We start from the raw sequence: 25826 nt of genomic DNA on the forward strand, positions 1-25826 counted from the left end.
GCTAGAACTTCCGTAGCTTTTCACGGCTCAGCTCAAATCCGTGACCGGTAAACTCTGACCAGCACGAAACCCCGGCCGCTTCGATGCTACATACGTAACCATTGTTAGCGAGCGTCGTTCCATACTCGTATTCAGTTTCGGCAACAACTGGTGAGGTGCAACCGCCTACTGGTTCCTCCATCGACGCATCTATCCGGAATGTAGCCGGATTCCCGTCACATTTCGCTGGTGCCGGCCATAAATACTTATTGATCGTGCAAGAAGCTCCACCCGATTCGATCGAGCAGTGAATGTTGCGCAGTCCGGTTGTGAATCGTCCAGTTGGGATCTGAGCATCACTAGGCGCCGGATGTTGGCGACTTATCCAGTTGGCGTCTTTGACAAGTGAATTTAACTGTGGCGGTGCTTGCGGGTCAACGAGAGCATGTTGAACTGCAAGAAGATGTGGAACGTGTTGCCGGCAGGTGCGGTTGAGCGTAGCTAGACCATTGGTGACGATTTTTTGGGTATCCTCGTTCCACTGTTTACTTGAGGTTGCTGCCAGAACAAAGTCGAAAATAGGGGTTGCGTCGGCCATCGCGTCGGCACAGGTCGACGATTCCATTGCTTGCCGTAGAGCGGAGCCATCTAGGGGAGTATTGGACGGTTCTGCTGGTTCTGCCTCTGTTGATTGTTGACTGACCACTGGCTGTGATGGTGTCTCTGCCAAGTCGCGGCCCCGGCCAATAACAGAAGTAAACAGAATAATAATTGATACGACGACGAGCACACCGAGGCTTGCAATGAAAAAGTAAACCGGCCCTTTTGATTTTGTTGCCGGTGTGGAAGATGGTGCGTCAGCTGGATCGAACTGATCGAAGTTGATCGTCATACGTTCCCCTTTATTAGCTACCAGCTATAAAACTTTCCACGGCACACTCTACCCGATAGGCAAGCGCTACGGTATCGTTGATAGAGAAGAATACCGTATTGCGTCAAAGGAGCCGGAATGATTTTTTCTCCTCATACCCGAACAGTCATTGTGCCATTGCTCGGAACCACTCCGGCTATGCTCGTTCAAGAAGCCCGTGAAGCTCAAGATGCTGGGGCAGATGTGGTGGAATGGCGCGTGGATATGTTGTTTGGTGACCACCCAAACTTCTCATTTTCAACACTCGGATCAGAGATCATCCCACAACTCATCAGTGCCACAACACTACCGATTCTCTTAACGATCCGCACTGCGAAACAGGGTGGCGAGATCAAGGTGAGTGATGGCCGATATCGGTTGTTGCTGGCCGAGATGCTTGACACCTTACTACAACTGCAGGTGCCAGCAGAACGAGTTGCGGTCGACATTGAATACTGGCATCGGGCAGCTCCAGATCTAGCTCGGCGAGCGCAAGAACTAGGATTCACAGTGGTGATTTCGGACCACAACTGGATGATGACCCCGGATTCAGATATTTTGCGCATCATGTTCGAAGATATGCTTGCGATCGAAGGAGTAGTGGCTAAGCTAGCGGTGGCTGCTCATAATGATGACGACGTCGATCGGTTACTTGAGGTCACCCGGAATGTCACTGCCGAAACTGGCCGGATGGTTATTTCGGTTGCGATGGGAGAACCGGGACAACGTGCCCGAATCGAAGGGTGGAAGTACGGTTCGGTAGCAACATTTGCGGCGGTATCTCGGCCTTCTGCTCCGGGACAGCCACATATTTCTGAGGTAAAGCCAGCGCTAATTCAAGATGAGTAGTGTGAAACGTGGGTGAGTGGAAAATCCACTCACCCACGTTAATGAAAGTTTATAGTCTTATTTGTTCGGGGTTACCGGTGGTTGGGATGACCACGGGAATACGATCCACTTATCGGTTGCCTTCCATGAGTAGTCAGGCTCGATAACGGAACGTGGCTTATCGTAAATGACGGCCGATCGCACGTCTGCTCCAAACTCGGTGAGCATGTCGATTGCCATTTTCAATGTGCGACCTGAATCAGCTACATCGTCAACTACGAGTAGTTTCTTGCCCTTAATTGATTCGGTATCAAGGAGAGGCTCAAGTAGGACTGGGTCTGGCAATGTTTGTTCAATATCGGTATAAAATTCGATATTCATTGCATCTGATAGTTTTGTACCCAAGGCGTAGGTTAGTGCGCCTGCTGGGAGGAGCCCGCCACGAGCAATGGCGATAATGACTTCTGGGCGAAAGCCCGAATCAGCGATGTTTTGAGCCAATTCGCGCATTGCATCGCCAAACTGGTCCCAAAGGAGAACTTCTTTTCCGGTCAAATCCGTGGTGTCTGCATGGTATGCCATGAAACGATGTTACCGCCTGACCAGCTTTTCAAAGAAATGAGTTCAGATAATGAGAGATGTTTCCCGAATTTTGGATGCAGATTTTAAAAGTGACTCAGATTATTCCGATAGCAAGTGCTTGTAATGCAGGCTTTTTGGGAAAAATATGTGTGGTTTACGGAACAAGCGGACGTATGTCCTTGAATTAAGGTTAGCCTAAGCTGTAGTTTAGCTAACGTATAAGCGACTGTCGCTTACCTTAGGTTTCATTGCAAGCCAAAGATATTCACAATAACGAAAGAGTTTTCTATGAAGATTCGCTCCGCGATTAAAGCTGGTTTTACCGCTATTATTGCCAGTGCACTGCTTCTTTCTGGCTGTTCCTCAGCTTCGGAAGAAAAAGCCGAAAAGTCAGATAAGCAGCTGACAGTATTTGCGACAACTGGTTACATTGCAGATGCTGTCGCTAACATTGCGCCAGATGCAAAGGTCATCACCATGGTTGGTCCAGGTGGAGACCCGCACACCTACCAGCCAACTACTAAGGACATCGAAGATCTCCAAAACGCTGACGTTGTTATTTGGAGCGGTTTGCACCTCGAAGCACAAATGCTCGACAAGCTTGAATCGCTCGGCGACAAGCAGATCGCCGTTGGCAATACTCTTGATGAGAAGTACCTCTTGCCATGGCCAGAGACTGACGAAGAAGGCAACGAACTACACGATCCGCACATCTGGAACAACCCAGAGGGCTGGTCACTAGCAGTACAAGCTGCAGCAGACAAGATCTCGGAAATCGATCCAGACAATGCTGACATGTACCAAAAGAACGTGGCCAAGTACCGCGAAGAAATCAAGACCACCGTTGCTGAAGCAAAGAAACTGCTCGATAAGGTCGCAGAACCTCGCATTCTTATCTCCGGCCACGATGCATTCAACTACTTCGGTCAGACCTTCAACCTTGAAGTTCACGCAACCGACTTTGTCTCCTCCGAAGCAAAGCTTTCCACCCAAGAAATCTCTGAGCTAGCCAAGCTCATTGCAGACAAGAAGGTTCCGGTCATCTTCCTTGACAACCTTGCCAACCCACAGGCAATCAAGGCTCTCCAAGAAGCAGTTCATGCCAATGGCTGGGACGTGAAGATTTCTGACGAAGAACTCTTCGCCGACTCCCTTGGTGCAGAAAAAGGCGTCGATACCTACCTCGGAACGCTGATGCACAACGCCAAGGCTGTTTCCGAAGCTTTGAGCAAGTGACAATCGAAACTCCAGCGCGCACACCGGCATGTTCAACCCAGAACATGTCGGTGTGCTACCGCGTAGATCCAGTCCTATACGGTGTCGATTTCACCGTTCCAGAAGGCGTCGTCATGGGTATCGTGGGGCCTAACGGAGCCGGCAAATCTACCCTGATTAAAGCAATGCTAGGACTTGTTAAGCCACTAACTGGAACGGCCGAATTTTTTGGCCGACCATTAGCTCAAGTCCGGGAACGCGTTGGCTACATGCCACAAAGCGTCAGTGTTGATTGGGACTTTCCGACGACGGTGATCGACGTCGTCACCATGGGAACATACGGGAAACTTGGCTGGCTGCGCCGGCCAGGTCGCAAAGAACGCGCACAAGCTACGGCCGCACTAGAGCAAACCGGGATTCCAGAATTAGCGAATCGACAAATCGGTGAACTCTCTGGCGGGCAACGCCAGCGGGTATTCCTTGCACGTGCACTTGTGCAACAACCCGATATCTACTTCATGGACGAACCATTCCAAGGTGTTGATGCCAAAAGTCAACGGGCTATCGTCGATGTTTTGCACCGGTTGCGGTCCGAAGGAAAAACGGTGGTTATTGTGCACCACGATTTAGCAACCGTCGCCGACTATTGCGACTATGTCACTTTGCTCAATCGCCAAATAATCGCCAGTGGCCCATGCGAAACCACCCTAACTGACACAAATATTCGCACCACCTATCGAGTATCTGACAATGACGAGTGGGAGAACTTCGCGTGAATCTCATTGAGTTCTTTTCCGACCACACCTTCCGGATGGTTTTCTTCGGAACTATGACCATTGGATTCGTGGCTGGAGCGCTAGGATCATTCGCATACTTACGCAAGCAATCAATGATCTCTGACGTTATCTCCCACTCAGCGTTGCCGGGCACCCTCGCTGCCTTTTTATTTACAGTGGTGATCCTGCAATCCGACGGCAGAAATATGCTTGCGCTGATTATCGGCGCAGTTATTGTTGGAACCTCTGCTGTTTTGTTCACCCACTGGATCGTGCGTAACTCGAAAGTCCACGTCGATTCCGCAATGGCAGTGACGTTATCTTTATTCTTCGGCGCCGGAATGCTCTTGATGCGAATCATCTCCGATGGGGCTTTCCCCGGCAAAGGTGGCATCCAAGACTACCTTTTTGGTAACGCCTCCACGATAACTAGAAACGACTTCTACACATCCCTTGCAGTTGGCGGGGTAGCGCTCGCAATCGTGGCAATTTTCTGGAAAGAATTCGCTGCCCGAACCTTCGACCCGGTCCACGCATCTATGATGGGGATCCACGGTAAATTTATCGACACTCTTATGTTCGCCGCTATCGTGATTGCCTCCGTCATTGGAGTGCGTGCAGTAGGTCTTGTTGTCATGATCGCGTTTGTGATCACGCCCCCAGCCGCCGCTCGGCAATGGACGAGCCGACTCGGCTCTATGGTGATTCTGTCCGCGCTTATCGGAGCCGCCGGTTCTGGAATTGGAGCTTATTTAGCTGTCACCTTTGGCAAAGTTCCAACCGGGCCGATGATCGTGATCGTACTATTTACGATTTTCGTTATCTCGCTTATTTTCTCTCCACGCCGGTCACTCGTCATGCAGATTATTTCACGACGGCGAGCCCGCGCTAAACTCAAAAACTATCTCCTAGGACGCAACGTATGAGCTTCGTCGTCGGAACAAGCCTGCTGGCTATCGTCACTGCACTGGTTTGTGCACTACCCGGATCATTCATCGTGTTGCGCCGTAGCTCCATGTTGGTCGATGCCATGAGCCACGCAATTCTTCCGGGAATCGTGATGGGATACTATGTGACACACGATTTCGATTCCCCGCTACTCATCGTCGGAGCTGCGCTCGCGGGTCTCGTGGTGGTGCTAGGAAATGATTGGCTAGTACGGTCCGGATTCGTTTCTGGAGATGCGCCGCAAGGGCTCATTTTTCCGATGCTTTTCTCAGTCGGCGTGATTCTAATATCGCTCAACTTCGGCAATCTCCACCTAGACACTCACGTTGTACTATCTGGTGACCTCAATCTAGCTGCTTGGCATCAGCTTATAATCGGCGGCATATCCTACGGTCCGAAGTACTTATACGTGTTACTTATCGTGTTGCTGGCAAACGCTATCGCCATGTGGTTCATGTACCCAAGACTGAAAATCACCAGTTTTGATCCGGCATTCTCCAGCACGATCGGAATCAGAACCAGAGCCGTCGATACTATTTTCATGTTCCTCGTAGCCGTGACTGTCACCGCTGCGTTTAACGCCGCCGGAGCTATCTTGATCGTGGCACTTATGATCGCACCTGCTGCAACTGCACGACTCGTCAGCAACTCGATGAAGCACATGATGATTGGAACAATGATTGTGGCCGTCAGCGGTGCCATCATCGGATTCTGGGTTGCCTATGTCCTGCACGCACCAACCTCAGCGGCGATGGCCGTCTGTTACGGCCTCACCTTCACGGTTGTGCTTATTGTCGGCAAGGCCAAACGGTTCGTTCACCAATCTCAACAGACCGACTAATAACGCTGTCGATTACGCGGGCGTAACCCAGATTGCGCACAGCGCACCGCTACCCAGGAGAACTGGTGCCGCGCCGGCAATGCTGACTTCAATGGACTCTGAATATGGTGCTGGCGGTTTCGTTGTTATCACTTGACCATAGGAAATATTGTGGCTATCAAAGAAACGTAAGAGTTCGGCGTCGTCATCCGAAATCCGTTCAATACGGTACGTTCCACCATCGGTGAAGGTGCTCAATAAGAATGCGGGCGGGCGGACCACCGTGCCGTCAGCTGCTGGGATCGGATCTCCGTGCGGGTCGCGTTCCGGGTTTCCTAATTTCGTTGCCAAGCGCTCAACCATCACATCGGAAACCGCATGCTCGAGGACCTCGGCTTCGTCATGGACTTCATCCCATGGATAACCGAGAAACTCCACTAGAAACGTTTCAATAAGGCGATGACGACGAACCATTGCCACCGCGAGCGCACGCCCTTCATCGGTTAAATGAACAGCTCCATACGGAGCATGATGTACTAGTCCCTGGTCTTTCAATTTACGGATAGCGTCCGATGCGGTGGAGAGTTTTACACCAGTACGCGCCGCCAAACTCGAGGTTGTTACCGGCTCGTCTGACCACTCTTGTAGCGACCAGATTGACTTAACGTAATTTTGAGTACTTTCAGATAACGAAGAAATGGGCATATGTGCATGGTAACACGTTCAACTCATGGCACAATAAAAACATGCTTCTCTCTGATCGCGATATCGCACAATTTGTTTCTGCCGGTCACATCGAATTAGATCCGTGGGATCCGGCCATGATCCAGCCATCTAGCGTGGATGTCCACCTAGATCGAATGTTCCGGCTCTTCGCCAATCACAAATACGATGTGATTGATCCGGCGAAAGAACAGCCCGAATTAACCCGGCTTGTTGAGGTTGAACCGGATGGAGCATTCGTGCTTCACCCGGGCGAATTCGTGCTGGGGGCGACGTACGAATATGTCTCGTTGGGTGACAATGTCGCTGCCCGGTTGGAAGGCAAATCTAGTTTGGGACGACTCGGCTTACTGACCCATTCCACTGCTGGTTTTATTGATCCAGGATTCTCGGGGCACATTACGCTCGAATTATCTAACACAGCGACAATGCCGATTAAGCTCTACCCTGGAATGAAGATTGGGCAGCTGTGTTTCTTCCAGCTCTCCTCGCCGGCAGAGCAACCTTATGGTTCGGGTGCAAACGAATCACGCTACCAAGGTCAGCGTGGTCCGACTGCTTCGCGTTCATATCTGAATTTTCACCGAATTGACGTGTCACGTTAGCTCGGCTGTGGGATGCGATAGGGCATAAAAGAATAGTATCTCCGCCCATGCCCGAGTTTTAGTGACACGGTAGACTGGGCTTGTATGTCTACCAGAGATTTTGGTAGGCCATGTAGGAAGGACAGAGATGAACCTCGGATACCGACTTTTCAGTCTAGCTACCGGTGCAGTTGCCGGAATGGTTGCACGACAGGTTGTCACGCTGGTGTGGGAAAAAGGATTTGGCAAGGCAACACCCAATGGGGATGAAACTGACGCCGATCTGCCATTAGCACAGGTTGCGACCTTTGCGGCTGTTACGGCGGGTGTTACTGCATTCGTCAACGAAGCGATGCAACACAAGACCAACCAGTGGTACCAGCAAAAATAGTTTTTGATACATGATAGTGGCCGGGGTTAGATGTGACTGACCTCGGCCACTATCACACTCTCTGCCGTGAATCTTTTTGGGTGGGCAATGATAGGATTGAGACGTCACAGGGGAGCGCGAATGCGCTGAGAGTGCAGAATAAAACTGCAGACCCTCATACCTGATCCGGGTCATACCGGCGGAGGAAGTGAGTTCTCTCCTTGCTGCATATTTAGGGTTATACCTGAAAGTGGCAGGCCCTCCAATAATCACGGAGGATATTCATGAAAAACGTTAAGATGACGTTCGCAATCGCTGCCGCTTGTGCACTTACCTTGAGCGCGTGCACGTCGAGCGTACCCTCAGATAAGAAATCGAACAAGGCGGACGAAGCTACTACAAAGGCGCCTGCAGTCGTTAAGGTAGTGACCAACGGTTCATTTACCCTTCCAGATGACGTGCTGGCTGATTTCACCAAAGAAACTGGAATGAAGGTTGAACTGCTGGACGGCGAAGAATCCGGCACACTCGATTCGAAACTTATTTTGACCAAGGCCAACCCGGTGGGCGATGCCGTTATCGGTTTGACTGCCAACAACATCATTCAGGTTGCCGAAGCTGACGTTTTCGATACCTCGGTGAAAGTGGCTGGTCCAGCCGGTGCGGACAAGTATGCTGTTGCGGGTGCTGACGGCGCAATTGCTTATGACCGTTCTGACGCCTGCTTCAACTACGATATTGCGTATTTCAAGGATAAGGGTTTAACCCCGCCAGCTGACCTAGCAGATTTAGTGAAGCCAGAGTACAAGAATCTTACGGTCATTCAAGATCCGTCCAAGTCAGATACGGGTTTTGCACTCCTTGCTTCGACCATTTCGCAATTCGGGGAAGCTGGCTTTGTTGACTATTGGAAGCAGTTGCTCGCCAACGGCACCAAGGTTGACGCTGGGTGGAAGGATGCCTACCAGGTTGATTTCACGGCTGGTGAAGGAAAGGGCGCCTACCCGATCGTTATGTCTTACGCATCTTCACCTTTCTGGACGATCAATGAAGCAGGGGATGCGTCTAGCACGGCGAATGTTGCCGGTGGATGCTACCCAGTTGTGGAATATGCAGGTGTGCTGAAGGGTGCGAAGAACACCGAGGGCGCGCAGAAGTTCTTGGAGTGGTTGAGCACGCCTAAGATGCAAACCGTGATTGCCAAGGAAAACGTGACTTACCCGATCGACGAATCGGCCGAGCTTCCCAAGGGCATGGCTGAGTTTGCGCCACGGCCAAACGCAGTAAAGCCACTGGATGCAAAGAAGATCGCGGATTCTAAGGAATTGTGGATCACATCCGTTACTGATTTGTTCTAACTCATAACCGTTCTAGTCCGTTGTTGAACGTGATGAATAGGTTCTTCGCACAGCGCCCGCTTTTTTGGTGGGCGCTGTGCGCTATTGCCCCAGCCCTTTTCCTCGGGTTGTTCTTTTTTGCTCCCGTGGTGGACTTGTTGAGCTTGGGAGTTGCGGAGCTGATCACGAGTTGGGATACCGTGGGCCTAGGTGGGTTAGTAGCCCAGTTGAGCAGAGCACATGCGGGCGCCGCAGTGGTAACCACTCTTGGCTTGGCTTTTGCGGGTACGTTATTATCCATTGCTGTTGGGGTGCCGGCTGCCTACGTGCTGTACCGTACTCGTTTTCCAGGCCAGAGCATTATTCGCTTTTTGATTGTTTTCCCGTTTGTGTTGCCAACAATTGCGGTAGCTACGGCATTCCGTTCGTTGTACGACGACGGCGGGTTGCTCGGCTTCTTGAGGCTCGCTGGTTCGCCGGTACTCATTGTGCTTGCCATGATGTTCTTCAATATCTCGGTGATTGTACGTACCGTGGGAGCGGCGTGGAGTGGACTCAATCCAAACTATGAGGCGGCGGCTCGTACGCTCGGTGCATCGCCGCTGCGAGCATTTACCTCTGTGACGTGGCCGCGTCTTGCACCTGCTGTGTATTCGGCAGCAACGCTCGTATTTCTCTACTGTTCTACGTCATACAGTTTGGTGATGGTGCTAGGGACAACCCGCACGCGCACGCTCGAAACTGAGATCTATCGGCAAACCTCGCAGTTTTTGAATCTTGGTACGGCTGCACTGCTGTCGCTTGTTCAAGCAGTCATTGTAGTCGTGGCGCTGATTGTGTCCCAGCGGGTTAGTAAAAAAGCGGTGGTTGATACGCACTCGCGGTTTGTGGCAGATGCTCCGCGGTTGACTCGTGCCCAACGGCCACTAGTTGGCATAGTGGTAGCAGTCGTTATTGTGTTGATTATTTTGCCGATAGTTCAGGTTGTGATCCGCTCATTGCGGCGCAACGGCGAGTTTACCGCCGCCAATTTCACGGATCTTTTCCGTCCCGGTGCGGCTCGCTCGGTCGATTTTGCGATCGCTTCAACGATTTGGCAGTCGCTATCGGCTGCTATCTATGCAACTGCGATCGCCGTCGTCGTCGGAATAATAGTGTCACTCTTAGTTACTCGAAAACTCCGTATCCGACGCGAATTGTGGCAACGAATCACTGGGTTCTATGATGCATTATTCATCTTCCCGGTAGGAATATCATCGGTGACGTTAGGCTTCGGCATGCTCGTGGCACTGGGCGGATCGTTGCGGTTCGTCGCTGATTCGCCGCTTCTCCTGCCGCTTGCACAAGCTCTGGTTGCGTTACCGATTCTGATTCGGACGATCGTGCCGATGCTCGACGGCGTTAACCGTAACCTCTACGGGCCGGCCCTGACTTTGGGTGCTTCCCGGTTTCGGGCATTTTTCACGGTCGAAGGGCCAGTTCTTGCTCGGGCACTGGGAGTCGCCGCCGGTTTTGCATTTGCGATAAGTATCGGGGAATTTTCGGCGACGTCGTTCCTAGTACTGCAACGCGAACCGACCCTGCCAGTGATGATCTATCAGCTCGTGGGCCGGGCAGGCGCTGCTGACCAAGGCATGGCATATGCCGGAACAGTCATATTGTGTGGCATTACCGCGCTGGTGATGGTTGTCGTGGAGATGCTGAGCAAACCGCGCAGTTCGCGGACTACGCATGTTAAGGAGGAAACAGCATGAGTTCGATCGACGTGTCGCATGTCAGTTTGACCTATCCCAACGGTTTTCAGGCATTGAACGACGTGAGCTTACAGGTTGCACATGGTGAAATCGTAGGGTTGCTTGGCTCTTCGGGATCCGGCAAGTCCACGTTGTTGCGTGCGATTGCTGGACTGGAGCCGATCGACGGCGGACGGATCGTCGTCGGGGAACATGATATGAACGGGGTACCGCCGCATCGGCGCAACGTGGGCATGGTGTTTCAAGATGGACAACTATTCCCGCATCGTAACGTGGCACGCAATATTGGCTATGGCTTAGAGATGGCCGGGGTGAAGCGTAGCGAACGTGAAGCACGGGTGGCTGAGATGCTCGACGTCGTCGGGCTGGCCGGGTATGAAAAACGTGAGGTGGGTACGCTTTCTGGTGGCCAAGCCCAACGGGTGGCGTTAGCGCGCTCGCTGGCTCCGCGCCCGCATGTGTTGTTACTTGACGAACCACTATCGGCTCTCGATAAAGAATTGCGAGAACGTCTGGCAGTAGACGTGCGCGATATCCTCAAAAGCGCACAGATGACGGCCGTGTTCGTTACTCATGATCCAGATGAGGCTACCACTGTTGCCGATCGTGTTTTGCGTATGACCGATGGCAGAATTGAAGATAGCAGCTCAGGCGTTTAGGAAATATTCCAACAACGTGCAGCGAACTCAGCTAGCGGTTCGTGAATCCCAGTTGCCACCTCGGCTGATGTTTGTGCATCAGGTTGATCGGACCAGATTGAGAAGAACGCACCCACAAGCTGGTTCGGATAGACGCCATTTTCAGGCAGAATCGCTTGAATCGGTGATGCTGAAACTCCCGATGGTAACTGTGGGAAAAGACCTGGATGCCAGTTTGCAGCCTTGATACGTTCAGCGGTCGGGTAACGGTACCCGGCGTTTTCGCCTAAAACATAATAGAACAGTGAATCATTGAAATTGACGATCCGATAATTGGCTGCCAGAGCATCTGAAACCGGGCGCATCTCTGCATGCCAGTTGGTCCACCACGTCAATACGATTTCCGGATCGAGCTGTACTATGTTCCCACGAAGCATCCCGTCATTCCACACGCGAGGCGTAAAACCGTGGCTTTTAAGGTGAGAACTCATCTGATTGACGAAATCCGTCAACAGATCGAAACCGTTTGCATTCGCGCCGAACTGACGCTGAGCAGCCTGTGCCAATAACGGATATTCGGAAATACGTGCAAAATCAACAAATTCGTCGCCGCCAAGATGCCACGAATGACAGCCGGAGAAAAGCTCAGCAAAATCATCGATGAGTGCGCGAGCAAAATCAAGGGCTTCAGGAAGGGTGATATTGAGAGCATGACCGGTATCTGGAATGGCTAGAGGCTGTGCGTCGGGAGCTAAATGTGCAGGAGGAAGCTGCAACTCTGGAAAAGTAGATAACGCTTTTCTTAAATGTCCTGGCATGTCTAACGAGGGAATAATATCTACATAAAGATCGCGTGCCAGTGCGAGAATCTCGCGAGCCTCGTTACGAGTAATATGATGCTCCGAAACAATCTGCGGAAAAGCACGAGATTCTAACCGGAATCCCTCATTTTCGGAAAAGTGCCATTGGATAGTGTTCAGCCCGAGCGATGCAGCTTCCCGAATGCGATCCTTCATCCATTGGGCATCGAAATATTTACGAGCAGCATCAATGTGAAGGCCACGTTCAGCTACCAACGGGCGCATGTGGATCTGTCCACAGGATAGTGATCCGTCGGTATCAAACAATGACAAAAGGTGGCGCGTTGCGCGGAAAATTCCGACCGGAGCGGACGCTGTTACAACGATCGATGTCTCCGAAACATCGATCGTTGCGGCTTCTGGATTGCTTGAGGATTGCGAAGAAACCTGCAAAATAATCCGAAATTCAGCACCCGGAAGATCGTCGAGATTTGCGGCTAAGCCACGCTTAACTAAATCAGCTACTAACCGCTGTGCTTCGTGACGGACAGCAAGATCGGAAACGATCGCAACCGTCGTCGTCGGAATCCACCTACAACGCGCCGTAACCATTACTGCTTTACGCCGCCTTCCTCAACGCCCTTGAAGAACTGCTTTTGCAATGTGGCGAACAGGATGATGATCGGGACCAGTGCAATCATCGTACCGGCCGCAATAACACGCGGATTAGCCGCAAAGTTAGAGTTCAAATACTGCATACCAACAGTTAATGTGTACTTAGCCGGATCAGATAACACAACCAACGGCCACAAGAAATCATCCCATGCGCCGATGAACGCGAACAAGGCAATAACCGAAACCATACCGCGAATATTCGGCCAAACAATATGACGCAAGCGCTGGAATGTATTTGCGCCATCGATCGTCGCTGCATCCAGAACATCCGGCGGAATCATGCGGCAAGCCGCCGCAATTAACAACACGTTAATAGCTGAAATAGCACCGGGTAAGAACACGCCCCACAGTGTGTTCGCCAGACCCAACGATTTCACAGTCAAATACTGGCTAGTCAAGGTCACTTCGCCTGGTAGGAGCAAGGTAGAGAAGAAAATCGCCATAATGATTCCCTTGCCCTTGAACTTCAAACAACCCAGTGCATATCCGCCCAACGTCGCAAAAATAATGTTGGAAATAACTGTTCCTACACCGACGAGTAACGAATGCCATGCATAGTTAAGAACAGGGATAGTGCGGAACACTTCTTCATAGTTAGACAGCGTTGGTTCTTGCGGGATAATCGTTGGCGGAAAGTCGTAAATGTTTTCCGTTGCGCCCTTAAACGAGGTAGAGAGCTGCCATAAGAACGGGAACACCATCACTGCAAGTATGGCGAACAAAAGAACATATTTACCAATAAGCCCAGCCAGAGACGGCTTCATAATGTCCGAAGACCCGCGAGAACGGAAGGGACGATCATGACGAATCAATTCAGTTGACGTGCTCATGCGGAGATTCCTTCCTTAACGGCATTGGCTGCGGGTGCGGCAGCGGTTTGCTTGGCAAGCTTAAGAGCGGCTTTATGTGCTTTCCGGGTTCGGCGAGCTGCGAGTGCTTCACGGAGCATGTCGCCGTTGTTTGAAATTCCCACGATCAGGAGCGGGATTAACGTGAGTAGGAACAAGACCAGAGAAATAGCCGACGCATAGCCGACCTGACCATTGAGGCCCTTGCCGCTTGCCTGGATCAACATAACAACGCTCATCGCGCGGCCTCCTGGACCGCCGGATCCATTGGACAGGACATAAAGTTCGGTAAAGATACGCATAGCGGCAACGCAGATTAATACTGACACTAACAACATTGGGCCACGTACGCCAGGAACTGTCACCGACCAGAAGCGACGCCATTTGCCGGCACCGTCAAGTGCAGCAGCTTCATGTAGATCACGGCCGACATTGCCAAGCGCTGCTAGATAGACAACCATGTAGTAGCCGAGGCCTTTCCACACGGTCAAACCAATCGCACATCCAATTAAGAGCCAGCGGTCAGAAAGGAATTCAATCGGACGGTCGATAAGACCGAAGAATTTCAGAGCTTCATTAATGGTTCCGTTGCCAGAGAAGAGGAATTCCCACACGATTGCGACGACGACGGCCGATGCGATAACTGGGAAATAGAAGGTTGTGCGGAAAAAGCCGATGCCAGGAATTTTGTTATGAACTAGCAACGCCAACAAGAGTGGTAAGAACGTTAGCAACGGAACACAGACGATGACGTATACCAGCGACGTCGTCAACGCATAGATAAAGCGTTCATCGCTGAAAAGTGCGTAAAAGTTTTGTAAGCCAACAAATTTTGCTGGACGAAGGGGACGAGCATCAGTGAATGCCAACGCCACCGTATTGAGGAACGGCCATAGTGCAAAAACAAGTACCCAAATCACTCCTGGGAGTGTTAACAGGTACGGCGTGTACCATTTCTGTCTTTTCATGTGCTCGTCCCCTTCGTCCTAGGCGTTAATTATCACTTCTCGATAGCCTGCTGAGCATGCTCAACAGCCTTATCGAGGGCTTCCTTAGCGGTAATCTCACCCTTGACTGCCAGGGCGATTTGCTGCTTCGCGTATGTTTCCATTTCGGTGGTGAACTTTGGATCGCCGGTCATCTTCGCCTTGTCCATCTGCTTGGCAGCGAGATCGGTGGCAACCTTCTGCTGTTCGTGCTCAGCTTCGATAGCGAAGGCTGATGGGTCTGCATTTGCTGCAACTGTGCCGGGGAAGAAGCCAACAGCGAGCTTAACGAACTCGATCTGGTTCTCGGTGTTGGTAACGAACTCAGCAAACTTAAGAGCAAGCTCCGGGTTCTTGGAGTTCTTTGCAACCGAGATACCCTGAACGAACAATGGTGGGTTGCCAAAGCCAGCTGTTACCTTCATGTTTGGCAGCAAAGTCGGGGCGTTAACGGCAACGTCCTTATCGATGTAGTTCGGTCCAGCAGTGGTCCAAGCTGCAGTGCCCTTGTTGAAGTTGTTGACGTTTGCGTTCGCAGTTCCGGCGTTTTGGAGAGCTTCTGGGGAGATGGCGCCTTTCTTGTAAAGGTCAATATAGGTGTTGACGATTTCCTCAGCTTCTGGAGTATTGAACGCGAACTTTCCGTCCTTAATAATGTCCAGCTTGCTACCGGCGTCCGAAACCATGATCTGAAGGCCCTTCGGGCTAGGAAGATCAGAAATAGTTTGAATGCCGTCTTGGCCTAGCTTCTCTGCCACGGACCACAATTCTTTATAGGTCTTTGGTGCTTCGGAAACGCCGGCCTTTTGAAGGAGCTCGGTGTTCCAGTAGTTAAGTTCGGTTCCTAGGTACCATGGGAAACCGAACGAGCCTTCAACACCATCAAAGGTGTAGGCTTCAACACCGCCAGGAACGTATTCGTCGATAACCTTGGATTCTTTCTTTAGATCCATGAGCTGATCCACGGATGCGAGTGCGTAAGCATATTCTGGCGGAAGGTTGATAACGTCTGGAAGCTCGCCAGATTCGGCTTGCTGGAGGACCTTGTCTTCGTAGCCGTCGCCTGGCTGGTCGATCCACTTAACCTTGGCTCCTGGGTTAGCTTTCTCGAAGTCAGCAACAAGTTTTTCGAAGTACGGGGTGAATTTATCATTCTTGAGTGACCACGTCTGGAACGTGATTTCGCCGGTTGCTTTGCCTTCCCCAGCGTTATCCTTGGAGTCGCTGGATGCACTGCCGCCGGTGCAGGCGCTAAGCAGAAGTGCAGTTGCGGCTAGGAAGCCGATGGAAGCGGAACGGATCTTCATCGATGTTCTCCTTATATGTGTTTCGGTGGCGATTCTTCATTGAAATGCCGATTACCTTTTAGCTGTTATATGAGATTTGATGAATTTTTATGTATCCCATATCACAACTAAACCGGTAAAGTAAGTCCAGTTTATCACCCGACTGACACATTGAAAAGCGGAAACGACAGAGATGCCTTATCGAAATTAACGACTAAATAGAGCGAAAACTGGGTGTGTCTGCACAATCTTGTGCAGACACACCCAGTAACAGTCAGGTAGGTACGTAGCAGCTAATAACTACTAGCTAGAGAATTCAGCGTCTCACAGGTTCGGATTGTATTTCAGTGAATTTGGCTCCAAGCTGCATTCGGACGCGATCGAAATATTTTGCGCGATTGCTCCCTCAGCGCGAAGCTCCAAGAGGCGTGGCACAACCCGGTCCCGCAATGCCCACGGATCAATCGTGTTGACATAAATCTTCGTACCGCCTTCAAACCCTGCCAATGTGGAAACCCGCCATTTGATAAGAACCTTCCACGGCATATTCACGTCTGCATCGATCGGCTTGCAATGCCATTCTTCATTCGTTGGCACCGAAGTACCAGTTGCTGCATGCATGGCGTGGATGAGATCACTCATCGCGCGGCGTTCGTCGTCGGAATGCTCCCACGGCTGCGAAGCGGCTGACTTAGACCACACCTCCAGCGTTGGGTAACGATGACCAAACCCGGCAATAGCAACCGCATGCTTGTTCTCTGCCAACACCAAATTATGGTAACCCGCATAATCAACAGCCGCTTCATTGTACAGATTCGGATTCTGCCGGACCCGCTCAACCTCCAGCTTTCCATTAACAGAACGCTGATCGATAGCAACCAGCTGCTTGTGTAGGTGATCGAACGACGCACCCGCCGGCTTCAACCAGTTCTGGAATACCTGAACATAGCGAACATAACGATTTTGCTTATACAAGTCCTGCATCGCATCAACAGTGAGGCGAATAAACCACTCGTGTTCTTGCGGGGTGAGCGTGCCTGCCGAAGCTAACTGAGAGGTATCGGTGGCATCGGGAACAAAATGACGCCGCGCTACAATCAGATCGTGTCCACCGCCAAACAACGGATGTGCCAGTTGAACAATGTCTTGTTCCGACAGCGCCGCGAACTCTTCCTCGGTGTGAGTGTTACGTAACTTCATCCGCAACACTTTCATGACATGAGACCGCCCCGCCGGATCTGCCATATAGGCCTCCAAGCGACCACGCGCTGCAGCCGGTAGGCGATAATCATAGTTTTTTGCCCAATAATCGAACGAAAGAATCTCGAACAGATTAGGAATTCGCCGAAACTCCCACTCGCGAGTGAGCATATCGACGTCGGTACCGCGATACACCACGGCGTCGTTGCCTTTACGGACAATACGTGACTTTTCTGGTGGTGTTTCAAGAATGCGCTGGGTACAAAAAGCACACGTATGACCAAGCCGATTCGGGTCAATCGGGCGCACATCTTCGTGGGTTATTTCGATCGGACGGTTGGCCCGTCCTGGAATTGTCCACACCTCAGTGCCAGAAAATGGGTTGATTTGTTTAATAGTGCCATCTGCCATTTTGGTGATGGGCGGGGGGAATGAATACGTGTCAACCATGCTCCTAAGTCTATACGTGTGTGAGGGCACGTGGCTACAGCTTTATTTTTGAATGCGTGCCTGATAGACCTTGTTTTGTGAGTAAACAAGTGGAGAAAGTGCGGTTGCCGCGCGAAATTTGGGTGATAGTGGCAGCCTCGGTTGTTATTTCTTTAGGGTATGGAATTGTAGCTCCGGTTTTACCGCGTTTTGCGATCCAATTCGGGGTTTCGACGACGTTGGCGACGTTGGTCGTGTCTGCCTTCGCTTTTACCCGGCTCATTTTTGCCCCGGCAGCTGGGCGGTTGTCTGGCCGGCTCGGTGAACGCCGAATGTACCTCCTAGGAATTTTCATCGTTGCGCTGTCTTCGGCTGCTAGCTCAGTGTCTCAGCAATATTGGCACTTGCTGGTGTTGCGCGGGATGGGCGGTTTCGGCTCGATCATGTTCTCAGTAGCGGCGATGTCATTGATTATTCAGCTGGCGCCAACCCATGCACGTGGTCGAGCCTCAGCTGCATTCGGCGGCGGATATCTGATCGGTAATATCGCTGGTCCTGCGCTCGGCGCGGTGATTGCGCCGCTAGGATACCGGTGGCCGTTCTTGATCTACGCCGTCATGCTTCTGATTTCGATCGCGATCGTGGCCTATGAGATTCCGGCAGATGGACATCGCCGTCGTAAATTGCGAAATATGTGGCTGAAAAAAGTTCACGACGACGCCCAGCCACCACTGGAAAATCCTGTAGAACAGGTGTCGGTATTGGCCAAGTCGGGTAGCAATGATAAACGCTCGGTTATGAGCGTGCACGAAGCATTCCAAAACCCGCGTTTTCCGTTGGTGCTGTTGACGACCTTCGTTCAAGGCTGGTCAAATATGGGCATGCGCGTGGCAGTAGTTCCGCTACTGGCAGGTACTATCGCAGTGGGTCCGTCATGGTTGCCAGCCGGACAGTGGCTTGCTGGTGGAGCGATGACTGCTTTTGCGCTCGGAAATGTTGTCTCTTTGTTGCGTGCTGGGCACTGGACGGATTTCTATGGTCGGCGAATTGTGGTCCTTGTGGGCTTATTTGTATCTGGTGTTTTTACGATCGCGCTAGGCTTTTCAGCTTCGACTGTTTCATTTTTGTTGCTGTGCTTCTTTGGTGGATTAGGAGCAGGTTTTATCCAGCCGGCGCAGCAGGGAGCAATCGCTGATGTGGTGGGAGACCGGCAAGGTGGTCGAGTGGTATCTTTTTTCCAGCAATTCAATGATTTTGGCACTATCCTCGGGCCGATTATTGCTGGGCTCATTATTGACTATTCCGGTTACGTGGCAGCATATGTGGTTGGTGGAAGCGTCCTCATCATTGCCGGTTTGGCGTGGATTTTCTTCGATTCTGCCGATCATGAAACTGCATTGGATTCGCAGAATTAAATATCAAATCTGGGCTAGGCTTGGTAGCAACAAGAGAAAATGTTGTTGCGGCACCGTGGCGGTGCCATCTTAGAAAGGATTAGCTATGGTTGAGTATGCTGGCCAGTTTGATGACAAGGGTAAGACTCCATATGTTGTTAACATCGAGGAAGCCACACTAGAGAATACGACCTTCCGCACAACGATGTGGACCGGAGGCAAGCTTCAGCTAACTGTTATGGAGATTCCAGTTGGCGAATGCATCGGTTTGGAAGTTCATCACGGCATTGAGCAGTTCTTGCGAATCGAATCTGGAAAGGGTTTGTGCCAGATGGGTCCTGCCGAGGACAATCTGGATTTCGAAGTGGAAGTTGGCGATGACGATGCGATCTTCGTGCCGGCAGATATGTGGCATAACGTCACCAATACTGGTGACACACCATTGAAGTTGTACACCATCTATGCTGGCCCAGACCATGTTGCTGGAACAGTCCACAAGACCAAGGCTGACGCCGAAGCAGATCCGAACGAGGACTGAGTAGTCAGTTAGAGGCTGAGGTTAGATAAAGATCTAACCTCAGCCTCTTTTTGTCTGTGGTAGCTTGCGGGTCAGATATACGTCACTCGTGAAGTTATCTTGCGTGTGCGAAGTTATCTGGTGTTCGCGGGATTACTTGGCACTGGCAGAACTATTCGGCGAGCACAGAATCGAGATACGAAAAAATCAGTGCCATGACGAGCGCTGTTTGCTTGATATCAGCCGCTCCAGCATGACCACCTTCAGTATTTTCGTGATAGTAGGCCTCGAATCCGGCATCGTGAAGTTTCTGGTAGAACTTACGGGCGTGGCCTGGATGAACTCGATCATCACGGGTTGATGTTGTAATAAGAATAGGCGGATACGGGCCACTTCGGACGTTGTGATAAGGCGAGTATGCCTTGAGATAATCCCAATCGGACGTATCTGGATTTCCGTATTCTTCCATCCATGAGGCACCTGCCAGGAGATGCGAAAAACGCTTCATGTCCAGCAGTGGTACACGGCAAACAATTGCTCCGAAGCGTTCCGGGTATGTGGTGTACATATTTCCCATCAACATGCCGCCGTTGGAGCCACCAGTAGCTGCCAGTTGCGGAACTGTAGTAATCCCAGCTTGAACTAAGTCTGTAGCAACAGCTGCGTGATCCTCATAAGCTTTATGCCGGTTTTCTCGCAACGCAGCCTGATGCCAGCGTGGACCGAATTCACCGCCACCGCGAATATTAGACAAAGCATAAACATAGCCTTTTTCTAGCCACATTTTGCCATAGGTAGAGGTATACGACGGCAACCGAGAAACCTCAAACCCGCCGTATCCATCAAGCAAAGTACGAGTTGGTTGCTTGCCTTCTACCGCTTTTTGGGGACCAACAACGAAGTATGGAATTTTAGTGCCGTCATCGGAGGTAGCCCATCGTTGTGCAACGATGAGACCCGCGTTGTTAAAGCGGTGTGGTGCTTGGCGTAGCCGAGTTAGTGAAAGCCCGTGCTCGGTGACTGTCCCGTGGAAGAGCGTTGTTGGTTCTAAGAATCCAGATGCGGTAACCCAGACGTCATCAGATGTTTGTGAATCGACAGCTACGATACTGACTGTTGAGTACTGTGGAATGTCTGGGTGAAGTTCAATCACGTTCCAGCTGTTATCTGTGCAAGACGCGAACCAGAATCGTTGCACAACATTATCGAGACTGGTGAAAACAAGGCCACTAGCTACCGGAGCTATAGACAAAAGCGAGGACGACTCAGATGGCTGATAGAGAACTGTTATGTCATTACTCGTTGGGATACTAAGCGCAGCGGAGTTTGGAATAGCAAGGAGAGAACCAGCTGAATAGGTGATTCCATCGAGCTCCCACGGATAGCGTAGTTCGGCTATGGTCCAATCCCGCAATGTGCTTACTATTGCCGATCCAGGCAAGTTGAACTCTCGCAGTAATGGCTGTGTCTCTTCTTGTCGAACAGAATCAATATCAACATCCCATAAGCGGTCAGTTCGGAAATCTGTTGCTCGACGTGCCACAAGCTTCTCATAGCCAGGTGTGTGATCATAGTAAGCTCCCACGATCACGTCGTCATATTCACCACGAATAAATTCGGGTGCTTGTGCTAGCTTCTGCCCGCGAGACCATAGCCGGACCGAAAGTGGATAGCCAGATGCGGTAAGACTGTTAGGGCCAAAATCAGCACTAATCACAACCGTATCTCGATCAACCCAGCTCATAGAGCCCTTCGAATTAGGCTTAATAAAGGCGTGGTCTTCAGCGACAAATGTTTTACTTGGCAAATCGAATTCGCGAACCACGTTGGTGTCGGAGCCGCCAGGGTGCAAGGAAATGAGAGCACGATCGTAGGTAGGGAAAAGAAGTTGCGCCCCGCCAAAAACCCAGGATGTATTTTCTTCTTCACATAAGGCGTCTATGTCGAGCAAAATCTCCCAGTCAGGTTCTGTCTCAGGGGAAACATAAGCAATATAAGAATCGAACGAAGTTCGGCGCCACAACCCACGAGGGTGATCACCGTCAATATAAAAATTGTATGCGTAGTCGCCACGCTTACTGGCGACTACAAGGTGATCTTTCGCTGACAAAATCTCATCTAGTTGTTGTTGGCGCTCGATAAATCCAGCGCCACCAAATCGTGAAAGAGTTTGGTCTGAAAGATTGTTAGCCCAGGCCATATTTTCATCTGAGAGGTTCTCTAGATGCATATACGGATCAGTGTCTTCTAGGTCTAGGTGGCTTGCCATCTGTTTCCTCCCTCGTTGGATATTGTGATTCTACCTGTCGCCTCCCACATACTTTCAGGTCACCTTGGTTGAACCAATGATTTGTGGCATTCGCCAATGTGTATGGCTCCGCCGTCGGTACTCATGCTCGGCAAAAACTCGCTCGACGACGGCGTAAATCTTACGAAAAATTATAGCGGGGAATAAAATGAGGGAAGAGCAAGTTGAGCTAGATGGACTCAAGAATGAATTAGTGGACTGGACATAAGTTCAAAACTAGTGCACACTTGAGAGGTAGAAGTTTTAACGGCGCAAAGCGCCACATAGAAGGAGGCAATTCCATGGCACGTGCAGTTGGTATTGACTTGGGAACCACAAACTCAGTAGTTACCGTTCTGGAAGGTGGCGAACCAACAGTTATTGCTAATGCTGAAGGTATGCGCACCACACCGTCCGTCGTCGGATTTTCTAAGACGGGTGAAGTTCTGGTCGGCGAAATCGCAAAGCGTCAGGCAGTAAACAACGTTGAGCGAACCATTTCCTCTGTGAAGCGTCACATGGGTGAGGACTGGACTGTGGACATCGATGACAAGAAGTACACTCCACAGCAAATTTCCGCATTTATTCTGCAGAAGTTGAAGAAAGACGCTGAGGCATATCTCGGTGACACCGTAACTGATGCAGTCATCACTGTTCCGGCGTACTTCAACGACGCTCAGCGTCAAGCAACAAAGGATGCTGGCCAGATTGCTGGTTTAAATGTTCAGCGAATTGTTAACGAACCAACCGCGGCAGCTCTTGCTTATGGTTTGGAAAAGGGCAAGGAAGATGAACTCATCCTCGTATTCGACTTGGGTGGCGGTACGTTCGATGTTTCGCTCCTCGAAGTTGGTAAGGATGAAGACGGTTTCTCAACTATTCAGGTTCGGGCAACCTCTGGTGATAACAAGCTCGGCGGTGACGATTGGGATCAGCGCATCATTGATTGGCTCGTTACCCAGGTGAAGAACAACCACGGTGTTGATCTATCTAAGGATAAGGTTGCTTTGCAGCGCCTGAAAGAAGCTGCTGAACAGGCGAAGAAGGAACTTTCTTCGGCAACCTCAACGAACATTAACTTGCAGTACTTGTCCATGTCTGAGAACGGACCGCTTCACCTCGATGAGCGCCTAACCCGTGCTGCTTTCGAGGAAATGACTAAGGACCTTCTTGAGCGCACTAAGTCGCCATTTAAGAAGGTTATCGAGGACGCGGATGTCAAGATCTCTGAAATTGACCACGTAGTACTCGTTGGCGGTTCAACCCGTATGCCAGCTGTGACCGAAGTGGTCAAGGAGCTTACTGGTGGTAAGGAACCAAACAAGGGTGTTAACCCAGATGAGGTCGTAGCCGTTGGTGCAGCTCTCCAGGCCGGCGTGCTTTCCGGTGATCGTACAGACGTTCTCCTTATTGACGTTACGCCATTGTCCCTCGGCATTGAGACCCTTGGTGGTCGCATGGCAACAATGATTGAGCGCAACACGGCTATTCCAACCAAGAGTTCGCAGGTATTCTCCACAGCGGAAGATAACCAGCCTTCCGTTCTTATTCAGGTCTACCAAGGTGAGCGCCCGTTCGCACGGGACAACAAGCTCCTCGGTACCTTCGAATTAGGTGGAATTGCTCCAGCTCCACGTGGTCGTCCACAGATCGATGTTACTTTCGATATCGATGCCAACGGTATTGTCCACGTCTCTGCGAAGGATCTTGGCACTGGCAAGGAACAGTCCGTTACTATCACTGGCGGATCTGCACTCTCTAAGGAAGATATTGACCGAATGGTCAAGGAAGCTGAAGAGCATGCTGCAGAAGATGCTAAGCGTAAGGAAGAAGCGGACGTCCGTAACACTGCAGAACAACAGGTTTACAGCATCGAGTCCGTCCTGAAGGACAACGAGGACAAGCTTGACGATTCGATTACAACTGAGGTTCGCGCGGCGGTTGACTCTTTGAATGAAGCACTTAAGGGCGAAGACGTTGACGCGATTAAGACTGCGTCTGAAGAGCTCAACACCAAGGCGCAAAAGATCGGTGAAGCTCTCTACGCTAAGGCCCAAGCAGAGCAAGCTGCTGGTGCTGGCGAAGGTCAGGCACCACAGGCTGATGACGATGTTATTGACGCTGAGATCGTAGATGATAACGACTCGAAGTGATAACTAAGTCCGGGGGCCGCGAGTATTTCCGCGGCCCCCGGCTGTCACATTTAGCGTTGAGAGAGAGGAAAGATCATGGTAGATGAACCAATGAACACCACCCCAGAGCCAGAAAATAATCCGGAACCAGAAAAGCCGGTAGAAGCCAATCAGCATGCTGATACTGCGCCGGTAGATCCAGAGGCTGCGAAGGAATCGGAGACTGGAGCAAGCTCTGTCGATGATGGTGAGCCAGAGATTTCAGAAACTGATCAAGCTTTGTTAAAAGTTGCTGAACTAGAGGAGCAGCTGGCACGTCGTAACGCAGATTTGTACAACCTACGTCAGGAATACAACGGCTATGTGAAGCGGTCTAAGGCCGACGGACTTGTGCAGTATGAATCTGGAATCAACAAAGTAATCGATCTTTTACTGCCGGTCCTTGATGATATTGCGCTGGCTCGCCAACATGACGATCTTGAAGGTCCAACAGGTGCGATTATGGAGAAGCTTGAAGCTACCTTACGCACCAACGTGAAGCTGGAACGCTTCGGTTCAGAAGGTGACATTTTCGATCCAAACCTTCATGAAGCTCTTATGGCAACAACATCTTCTGAAGTTTCTGAGGAACAAGTTGCTCAACTTATTCAGCCAGGTTACAAGATTGGCGATCGCGTTATTCGTCCCGCGCGAGTCGGAGTAATCAAGCCTGAGTGAAAAATATATTTAACAAGGGACTTAACAATTTAGGAGGTGAAGATTGTGGCAAGTCAAGATTGGATGAACAAAGACTTCTATGCATCCCTTGGGGTGTCAAAGAACGCATCGGTGGAAGAAATTAAAAGCGCTTACCGTAAACTAGCGCGTAAATATCATCCGGATCGTAACCCTGGAGATACTGCTGCCGAAGCAAAATTCAAAGACATTTCGGAAGCTTATGGTGTTCTGAAAGATGAACAAGAACGTAAGCAATACGATGCAATCCGTTCGATGTCTGGCGGTGCCCGCTTCACACCAGGTGGTAACGGCGGTTTTGAAGACATTTTCTCTGGAGTTTTCAACCAGGGCGGTCCAAGCCGTGCACAATACAGTTCCATGGGGGACACTTCCGGACTAGATGACATACTGAAGAATATGTTCGGGCAAGGTGCCCCGCAGCCACAAGGCCAAGGCGGCTTTAGTGGATTTGGTGGCTTCGGTCGCCGGCCATCACGTGGAAGTGACGTGAAAGCCTCCGCCACAATGACCTTCCGGCAAGCAGTTGACGGTGCTACGATCACGCTTAACGTCAATGGCAAGCCAGTCACTGCAAAGATTCCTAAAGGCGTGGCAACCGGGCAGAAAGTTCGGTTAAAAGGCAAGGGGAATCCCGGAAGTAACGGTGGAGAAAACGGTGATTTACTCGTCACGGTAACCGTCGAAAAACATCCGGTGTATGAATTGCGCGGGCATGATGTTCATGTCAATGTTCCGATTGGATTCGACGAAGCAGTTCTTGGAGCCGTGATCGACGTTCCAGTTCTCGATGGCGACTCGGTCAAAGTTAAAATCCCAGCGGGCTCCTCATCTGGAAAAAAGATGCGAGTTCGTGGCAAAGGTCTGAAGGGAGCAAATGGCTCTACCGGAGACATGTATGTTCACCTGAGTATCGTAGTGCCAGAGGATATTCCAGAATCTGCGCGCCAGGCAATCGAGCAGTATCGCCGTGAAATGGGTAATGCTGATCCGCGTGCTGAATTCGATAAGATGGCGCATGTTTAATGTCTAGTTACCCGTCGGTACGCCCGGCGGGTAACATTCAATAAAGG

The 25826-nt window shown here is 50.9% G+C and carries 24 protein-coding genes and 1 riboswitch; of the genes, 15 read left to right on the forward strand and 9 right to left on the reverse strand.

Annotated features, from left to right (window positions below):
- Position 1: 1 nt before the first annotated feature.
- Entirely contained in the window at positions 2–871 is an 870-nt protein-coding gene (locus tag KSO86_RS05710) for a hypothetical protein (RefSeq protein WP_216378685.1), read from the reverse strand.
- A gap of 117 nt (positions 872–988) precedes the next feature.
- On the opposite strand from KSO86_RS05710, the gene aroD reads away from it, so the two are divergent.
- Positions 989–1738: a type I 3-dehydroquinate dehydratase gene (aroD, locus tag KSO86_RS05715; protein WP_216378686.1), complete on the forward strand. Its 750-nt coding sequence runs from the start codon at positions 989–991 to the stop codon at positions 1736–1738.
- A gap of 57 nt (positions 1739–1795) precedes the next feature.
- Here the strand turns inward: aroD and KSO86_RS05720 are convergent, their stop codons facing one another.
- Positions 1796–2299 (reverse strand): phosphoribosyltransferase, encoded by a 504-nt coding sequence (locus KSO86_RS05720; RefSeq protein WP_216378689.1) that lies wholly within the window; start codon positions 2297–2299, stop codon positions 1796–1798.
- A gap of 288 nt (positions 2300–2587) precedes the next feature.
- On the opposite strand from KSO86_RS05720, the gene KSO86_RS05725 reads away from it, so the two are divergent.
- From KSO86_RS05725 to KSO86_RS05740, 4 genes are read left to right on the forward strand one after another with little or no spacing between them, the layout of a single operon-like run.
- Positions 2588–3535, forward strand: coding sequence for a metal ABC transporter substrate-binding protein (locus KSO86_RS05725; RefSeq protein ID WP_216378691.1), 948 nt, complete (start codon positions 2588–2590; stop codon positions 3533–3535).
- Positions 3532–4290, forward strand: a complete 759-nt coding sequence (locus tag KSO86_RS05730; RefSeq protein ID WP_366493381.1) for a metal ABC transporter ATP-binding protein — start codon at positions 3532–3534, stop codon at positions 4288–4290. Before KSO86_RS05725 ends, KSO86_RS05730 begins: the two co-directional genes overlap by 4 nt.
- Positions 4287–5216 carry a metal ABC transporter permease gene (locus KSO86_RS05735; RefSeq protein WP_216431903.1) on the forward strand — a complete coding sequence of 310 codons (930 nt, stop codon included), beginning with the start codon at positions 4287–4289 and terminating at the stop codon, positions 5214–5216. The genes KSO86_RS05730 and KSO86_RS05735 overlap by 4 nt, the downstream gene beginning before the upstream one ends.
- Positions 5213–6079: a metal ABC transporter permease gene (locus KSO86_RS05740; protein WP_216431905.1), complete on the forward strand. Its 867-nt coding sequence runs from the start codon at positions 5213–5215 to the stop codon at positions 6077–6079. The genes KSO86_RS05735 and KSO86_RS05740 overlap by 4 nt, the downstream gene beginning before the upstream one ends.
- A gap of 12 nt (positions 6080–6091) precedes the next feature.
- Here the strand turns inward: KSO86_RS05740 and KSO86_RS05745 are convergent, their stop codons facing one another.
- Positions 6092–6763, reverse strand: coding sequence for a metal-dependent transcriptional regulator (locus tag KSO86_RS05745; RefSeq protein ID WP_216431907.1), 672 nt, complete (start codon positions 6761–6763; stop codon positions 6092–6094).
- A 41-nt stretch (positions 6764–6804) separates the two neighbouring features.
- On the opposite strand from KSO86_RS05745, the gene dcd reads away from it, so the two are divergent.
- The 5 genes from dcd to KSO86_RS05770 all read left to right on the forward strand — a co-directional run bounded on the left by dcd (position 6805) and on the right by KSO86_RS05770 (position 11485).
- A complete protein-coding gene (dcd, locus tag KSO86_RS05750; RefSeq protein WP_216378699.1) occupies positions 6805–7386 on the forward strand; it encodes a dCTP deaminase in 582 nt (193 codons plus the stop codon).
- 127 nt (positions 7387–7513) lie between these two features.
- A complete protein-coding gene (locus KSO86_RS05755) occupies positions 7514–7756 on the forward strand; it encodes a DUF4235 domain-containing protein (RefSeq protein ID WP_216431909.1) in 243 nt (80 codons plus the stop codon).
- A gap of 98 nt (positions 7757–7854) precedes the next feature.
- Positions 7855–7960, forward strand: a riboswitch (TPP riboswitch).
- Between the two features lie 59 nt (positions 7961–8019).
- Positions 8020–9093, forward strand: coding sequence for a thiamine ABC transporter substrate-binding protein (locus tag KSO86_RS05760; protein ID WP_216431911.1), 1074 nt, complete (start codon positions 8020–8022; stop codon positions 9091–9093).
- Positions 9094–9125: 32 nt separating this feature from the next.
- Positions 9126–10826: an ABC transporter permease gene (locus KSO86_RS05765; protein ID WP_216431913.1), complete on the forward strand. Its 1701-nt coding sequence runs from the start codon at positions 9126–9128 to the stop codon at positions 10824–10826.
- Entirely contained in the window at positions 10823–11485 is a 663-nt protein-coding gene (locus tag KSO86_RS05770; RefSeq protein ID WP_216431915.1) for an ABC transporter ATP-binding protein, read from the forward strand. The genes KSO86_RS05765 and KSO86_RS05770 overlap by 4 nt, the downstream gene beginning before the upstream one ends.
- On the opposite strand, the gene KSO86_RS05775 is transcribed toward KSO86_RS05770, so the two are convergent.
- The 5 genes from KSO86_RS05775 to KSO86_RS05795 form a co-directional block, all read right to left on the reverse strand.
- Positions 11482–12876 carry a family 20 glycosylhydrolase gene (locus tag KSO86_RS05775; protein ID WP_216431917.1) on the reverse strand — a complete coding sequence of 465 codons (1395 nt, stop codon included), beginning with the start codon at positions 12874–12876 and terminating at the stop codon, positions 11482–11484. The two genes, KSO86_RS05770 and KSO86_RS05775, sit on opposite strands and share 4 nt — an antisense overlap.
- The gene (locus KSO86_RS05780) at positions 12876–13769 is read right to left on the reverse strand and encodes a carbohydrate ABC transporter permease (protein WP_216431919.1); all 894 of its coding nucleotides are present in this window, start codon (positions 13767–13769) and stop codon (positions 12876–12878) included. The genes KSO86_RS05775 and KSO86_RS05780 overlap by 1 nt, the downstream gene beginning before the upstream one ends.
- Positions 13766–14755, reverse strand: coding sequence for a carbohydrate ABC transporter permease (locus KSO86_RS05785; protein ID WP_216378708.1), 990 nt, complete (start codon positions 14753–14755; stop codon positions 13766–13768). Before KSO86_RS05785 ends, KSO86_RS05780 begins: the two co-directional genes overlap by 4 nt.
- Positions 14756–14787: 32 nt before the next feature.
- On the reverse strand, positions 14788–16080 hold the full coding sequence (locus KSO86_RS05790; protein ID WP_216378710.1) for an ABC transporter substrate-binding protein: 1293 nt from the start codon (positions 16078–16080) through the stop codon (positions 14788–14790).
- 303 nt (positions 16081–16383) lie between these two features.
- A complete protein-coding gene (locus KSO86_RS05795) occupies positions 16384–17709 on the reverse strand; it encodes a DUF4921 family protein (RefSeq protein WP_216378711.1) in 1326 nt (441 codons plus the stop codon).
- A 77-nt stretch (positions 17710–17786) separates the two neighbouring features.
- Here KSO86_RS05795 and KSO86_RS05800 point away from each other — a divergent pair, with 77 nt between their 5' ends.
- Both KSO86_RS05800 and KSO86_RS05805 read left to right on the forward strand, forming a co-directional pair.
- Positions 17787–19103, forward strand: a complete 1317-nt coding sequence (locus tag KSO86_RS05800; protein ID WP_216378713.1) for an MFS transporter — start codon at positions 17787–17789, stop codon at positions 19101–19103.
- 85 nt (positions 19104–19188) lie between these two features.
- Positions 19189–19620, forward strand: a complete 432-nt coding sequence (locus KSO86_RS05805) for a cupin domain-containing protein (RefSeq protein WP_216378715.1) — start codon at positions 19189–19191, stop codon at positions 19618–19620.
- A 151-nt stretch (positions 19621–19771) separates the two neighbouring features.
- On the opposite strand, the gene KSO86_RS05810 is transcribed toward KSO86_RS05805, so the two are convergent.
- Complete coding sequence (locus KSO86_RS05810; protein ID WP_216378717.1) at positions 19772–21868, reverse strand: prolyl oligopeptidase family serine peptidase; 2097 nt, start codon at positions 21866–21868, stop codon at positions 19772–19774.
- Positions 21869–22188: 320 nt separating this feature from the next.
- On the opposite strand from KSO86_RS05810, the gene dnaK reads away from it, so the two are divergent.
- From dnaK to KSO86_RS05825, 3 genes are all read left to right on the forward strand, one after another.
- Positions 22189–24039 (forward strand): molecular chaperone DnaK, encoded by a 1851-nt coding sequence (gene dnaK, locus KSO86_RS05815; protein ID WP_216378719.1) that lies wholly within the window; start codon positions 22189–22191, stop codon positions 24037–24039.
- Between the two features lie 75 nt (positions 24040–24114).
- The gene (grpE, locus tag KSO86_RS05820) at positions 24115–24735 is read left to right on the forward strand and encodes a nucleotide exchange factor GrpE (protein ID WP_216431921.1); all 621 of its coding nucleotides are present in this window, start codon (positions 24115–24117) and stop codon (positions 24733–24735) included.
- A 45-nt stretch (positions 24736–24780) separates the two neighbouring features.
- On the forward strand, positions 24781–25779 hold the full coding sequence (locus KSO86_RS05825) for a DnaJ C-terminal domain-containing protein (RefSeq protein ID WP_216431922.1): 999 nt from the start codon (positions 24781–24783) through the stop codon (positions 25777–25779).
- Positions 25780–25826: the final 47 nt, after the last annotated feature.

Source organism: Arcanobacterium phocae, assembly GCF_018913465.1.
In the GTDB taxonomy this organism is placed as follows: Bacteria; Actinomycetota; Actinomycetes; order Actinomycetales; family Actinomycetaceae; genus Arcanobacterium; species Arcanobacterium phocae_A.

What these genes read in the sequence shown, in the direction of transcription:
- KSO86_RS05765 (WP_216431913.1), top strand. Translation starts at nt 9,126, where the DNA reads ATGAATAGGTTCTTCGCACAGCGCCCGCTTTTTTGGTGGGCGCTGTGC.
- KSO86_RS05760 (WP_216431911.1), top strand. Translation starts at nt 8,020, where the DNA reads ATGAAAAACGTTAAGATGACGTTCGCAATCGCTGCCGCTTGTGCACTT.
- KSO86_RS05755 (WP_216431909.1), top strand. Translation starts at nt 7,514, where the DNA reads ATGAACCTCGGATACCGACTTTTCAGTCTAGCTACCGGTGCAGTTGCC.
- KSO86_RS05805 (WP_216378715.1), top strand. Translation starts at nt 19,189, where the DNA reads ATGGTTGAGTATGCTGGCCAGTTTGATGACAAGGGTAAGACTCCATAT.
- dcd (WP_216378699.1), top strand. Translation starts at nt 6,805, where the DNA reads ATGCTTCTCTCTGATCGCGATATCGCACAATTTGTTTCTGCCGGTCAC.
- KSO86_RS05795 (WP_216378711.1), bottom strand. Translation starts at nt 17,709, where the DNA reads ATGGTTGACACGTATTCATTCCCCCCGCCCATCACCAAAATGGCAGAT.
- KSO86_RS05725 (WP_216378691.1), top strand. Translation starts at nt 2,588, where the DNA reads ATGAAGATTCGCTCCGCGATTAAAGCTGGTTTTACCGCTATTATTGCC.
- KSO86_RS05710 (WP_216378685.1), bottom strand. Translation starts at nt 871, where the DNA reads ATGACGATCAACTTCGATCAGTTCGATCCAGCTGACGCACCATCTTCC.
- grpE (WP_216431921.1), top strand. Translation starts at nt 24,115, where the DNA reads ATGGTAGATGAACCAATGAACACCACCCCAGAGCCAGAAAATAATCCG.
- aroD (WP_216378686.1), top strand. Translation starts at nt 989, where the DNA reads ATGATTTTTTCTCCTCATACCCGAACAGTCATTGTGCCATTGCTCGGA.
- KSO86_RS05720 (WP_216378689.1), bottom strand. Translation starts at nt 2,299, where the DNA reads ATGGCATACCATGCAGACACCACGGATTTGACCGGAAAAGAAGTTCTC.
- KSO86_RS05740 (WP_216431905.1), top strand. Translation starts at nt 5,213, where the DNA reads ATGAGCTTCGTCGTCGGAACAAGCCTGCTGGCTATCGTCACTGCACTG.
- dnaK (WP_216378719.1), top strand. Translation starts at nt 22,189, where the DNA reads ATGGCACGTGCAGTTGGTATTGACTTGGGAACCACAAACTCAGTAGTT.
- KSO86_RS05775 (WP_216431917.1), bottom strand. Translation starts at nt 12,876, where the DNA reads ATGGTTACGGCGCGTTGTAGGTGGATTCCGACGACGACGGTTGCGATC.
- KSO86_RS05790 (WP_216378710.1), bottom strand. Translation starts at nt 16,080, where the DNA reads ATGAAGATCCGTTCCGCTTCCATCGGCTTCCTAGCCGCAACTGCACTT.
- KSO86_RS05745 (WP_216431907.1), bottom strand. Translation starts at nt 6,763, where the DNA reads ATGCCCATTTCTTCGTTATCTGAAAGTACTCAAAATTACGTTAAGTCA.
- KSO86_RS05770 (WP_216431915.1), top strand. Translation starts at nt 10,823, where the DNA reads ATGAGTTCGATCGACGTGTCGCATGTCAGTTTGACCTATCCCAACGGT.
- KSO86_RS05780 (WP_216431919.1), bottom strand. Translation starts at nt 13,769, where the DNA reads ATGAGCACGTCAACTGAATTGATTCGTCATGATCGTCCCTTCCGTTCT.
- KSO86_RS05785 (WP_216378708.1), bottom strand. Translation starts at nt 14,755, where the DNA reads ATGAAAAGACAGAAATGGTACACGCCGTACCTGTTAACACTCCCAGGA.
- KSO86_RS05810 (WP_216378717.1), bottom strand. Translation starts at nt 21,868, where the DNA reads ATGGCAAGCCACCTAGACCTAGAAGACACTGATCCGTATATGCATCTA.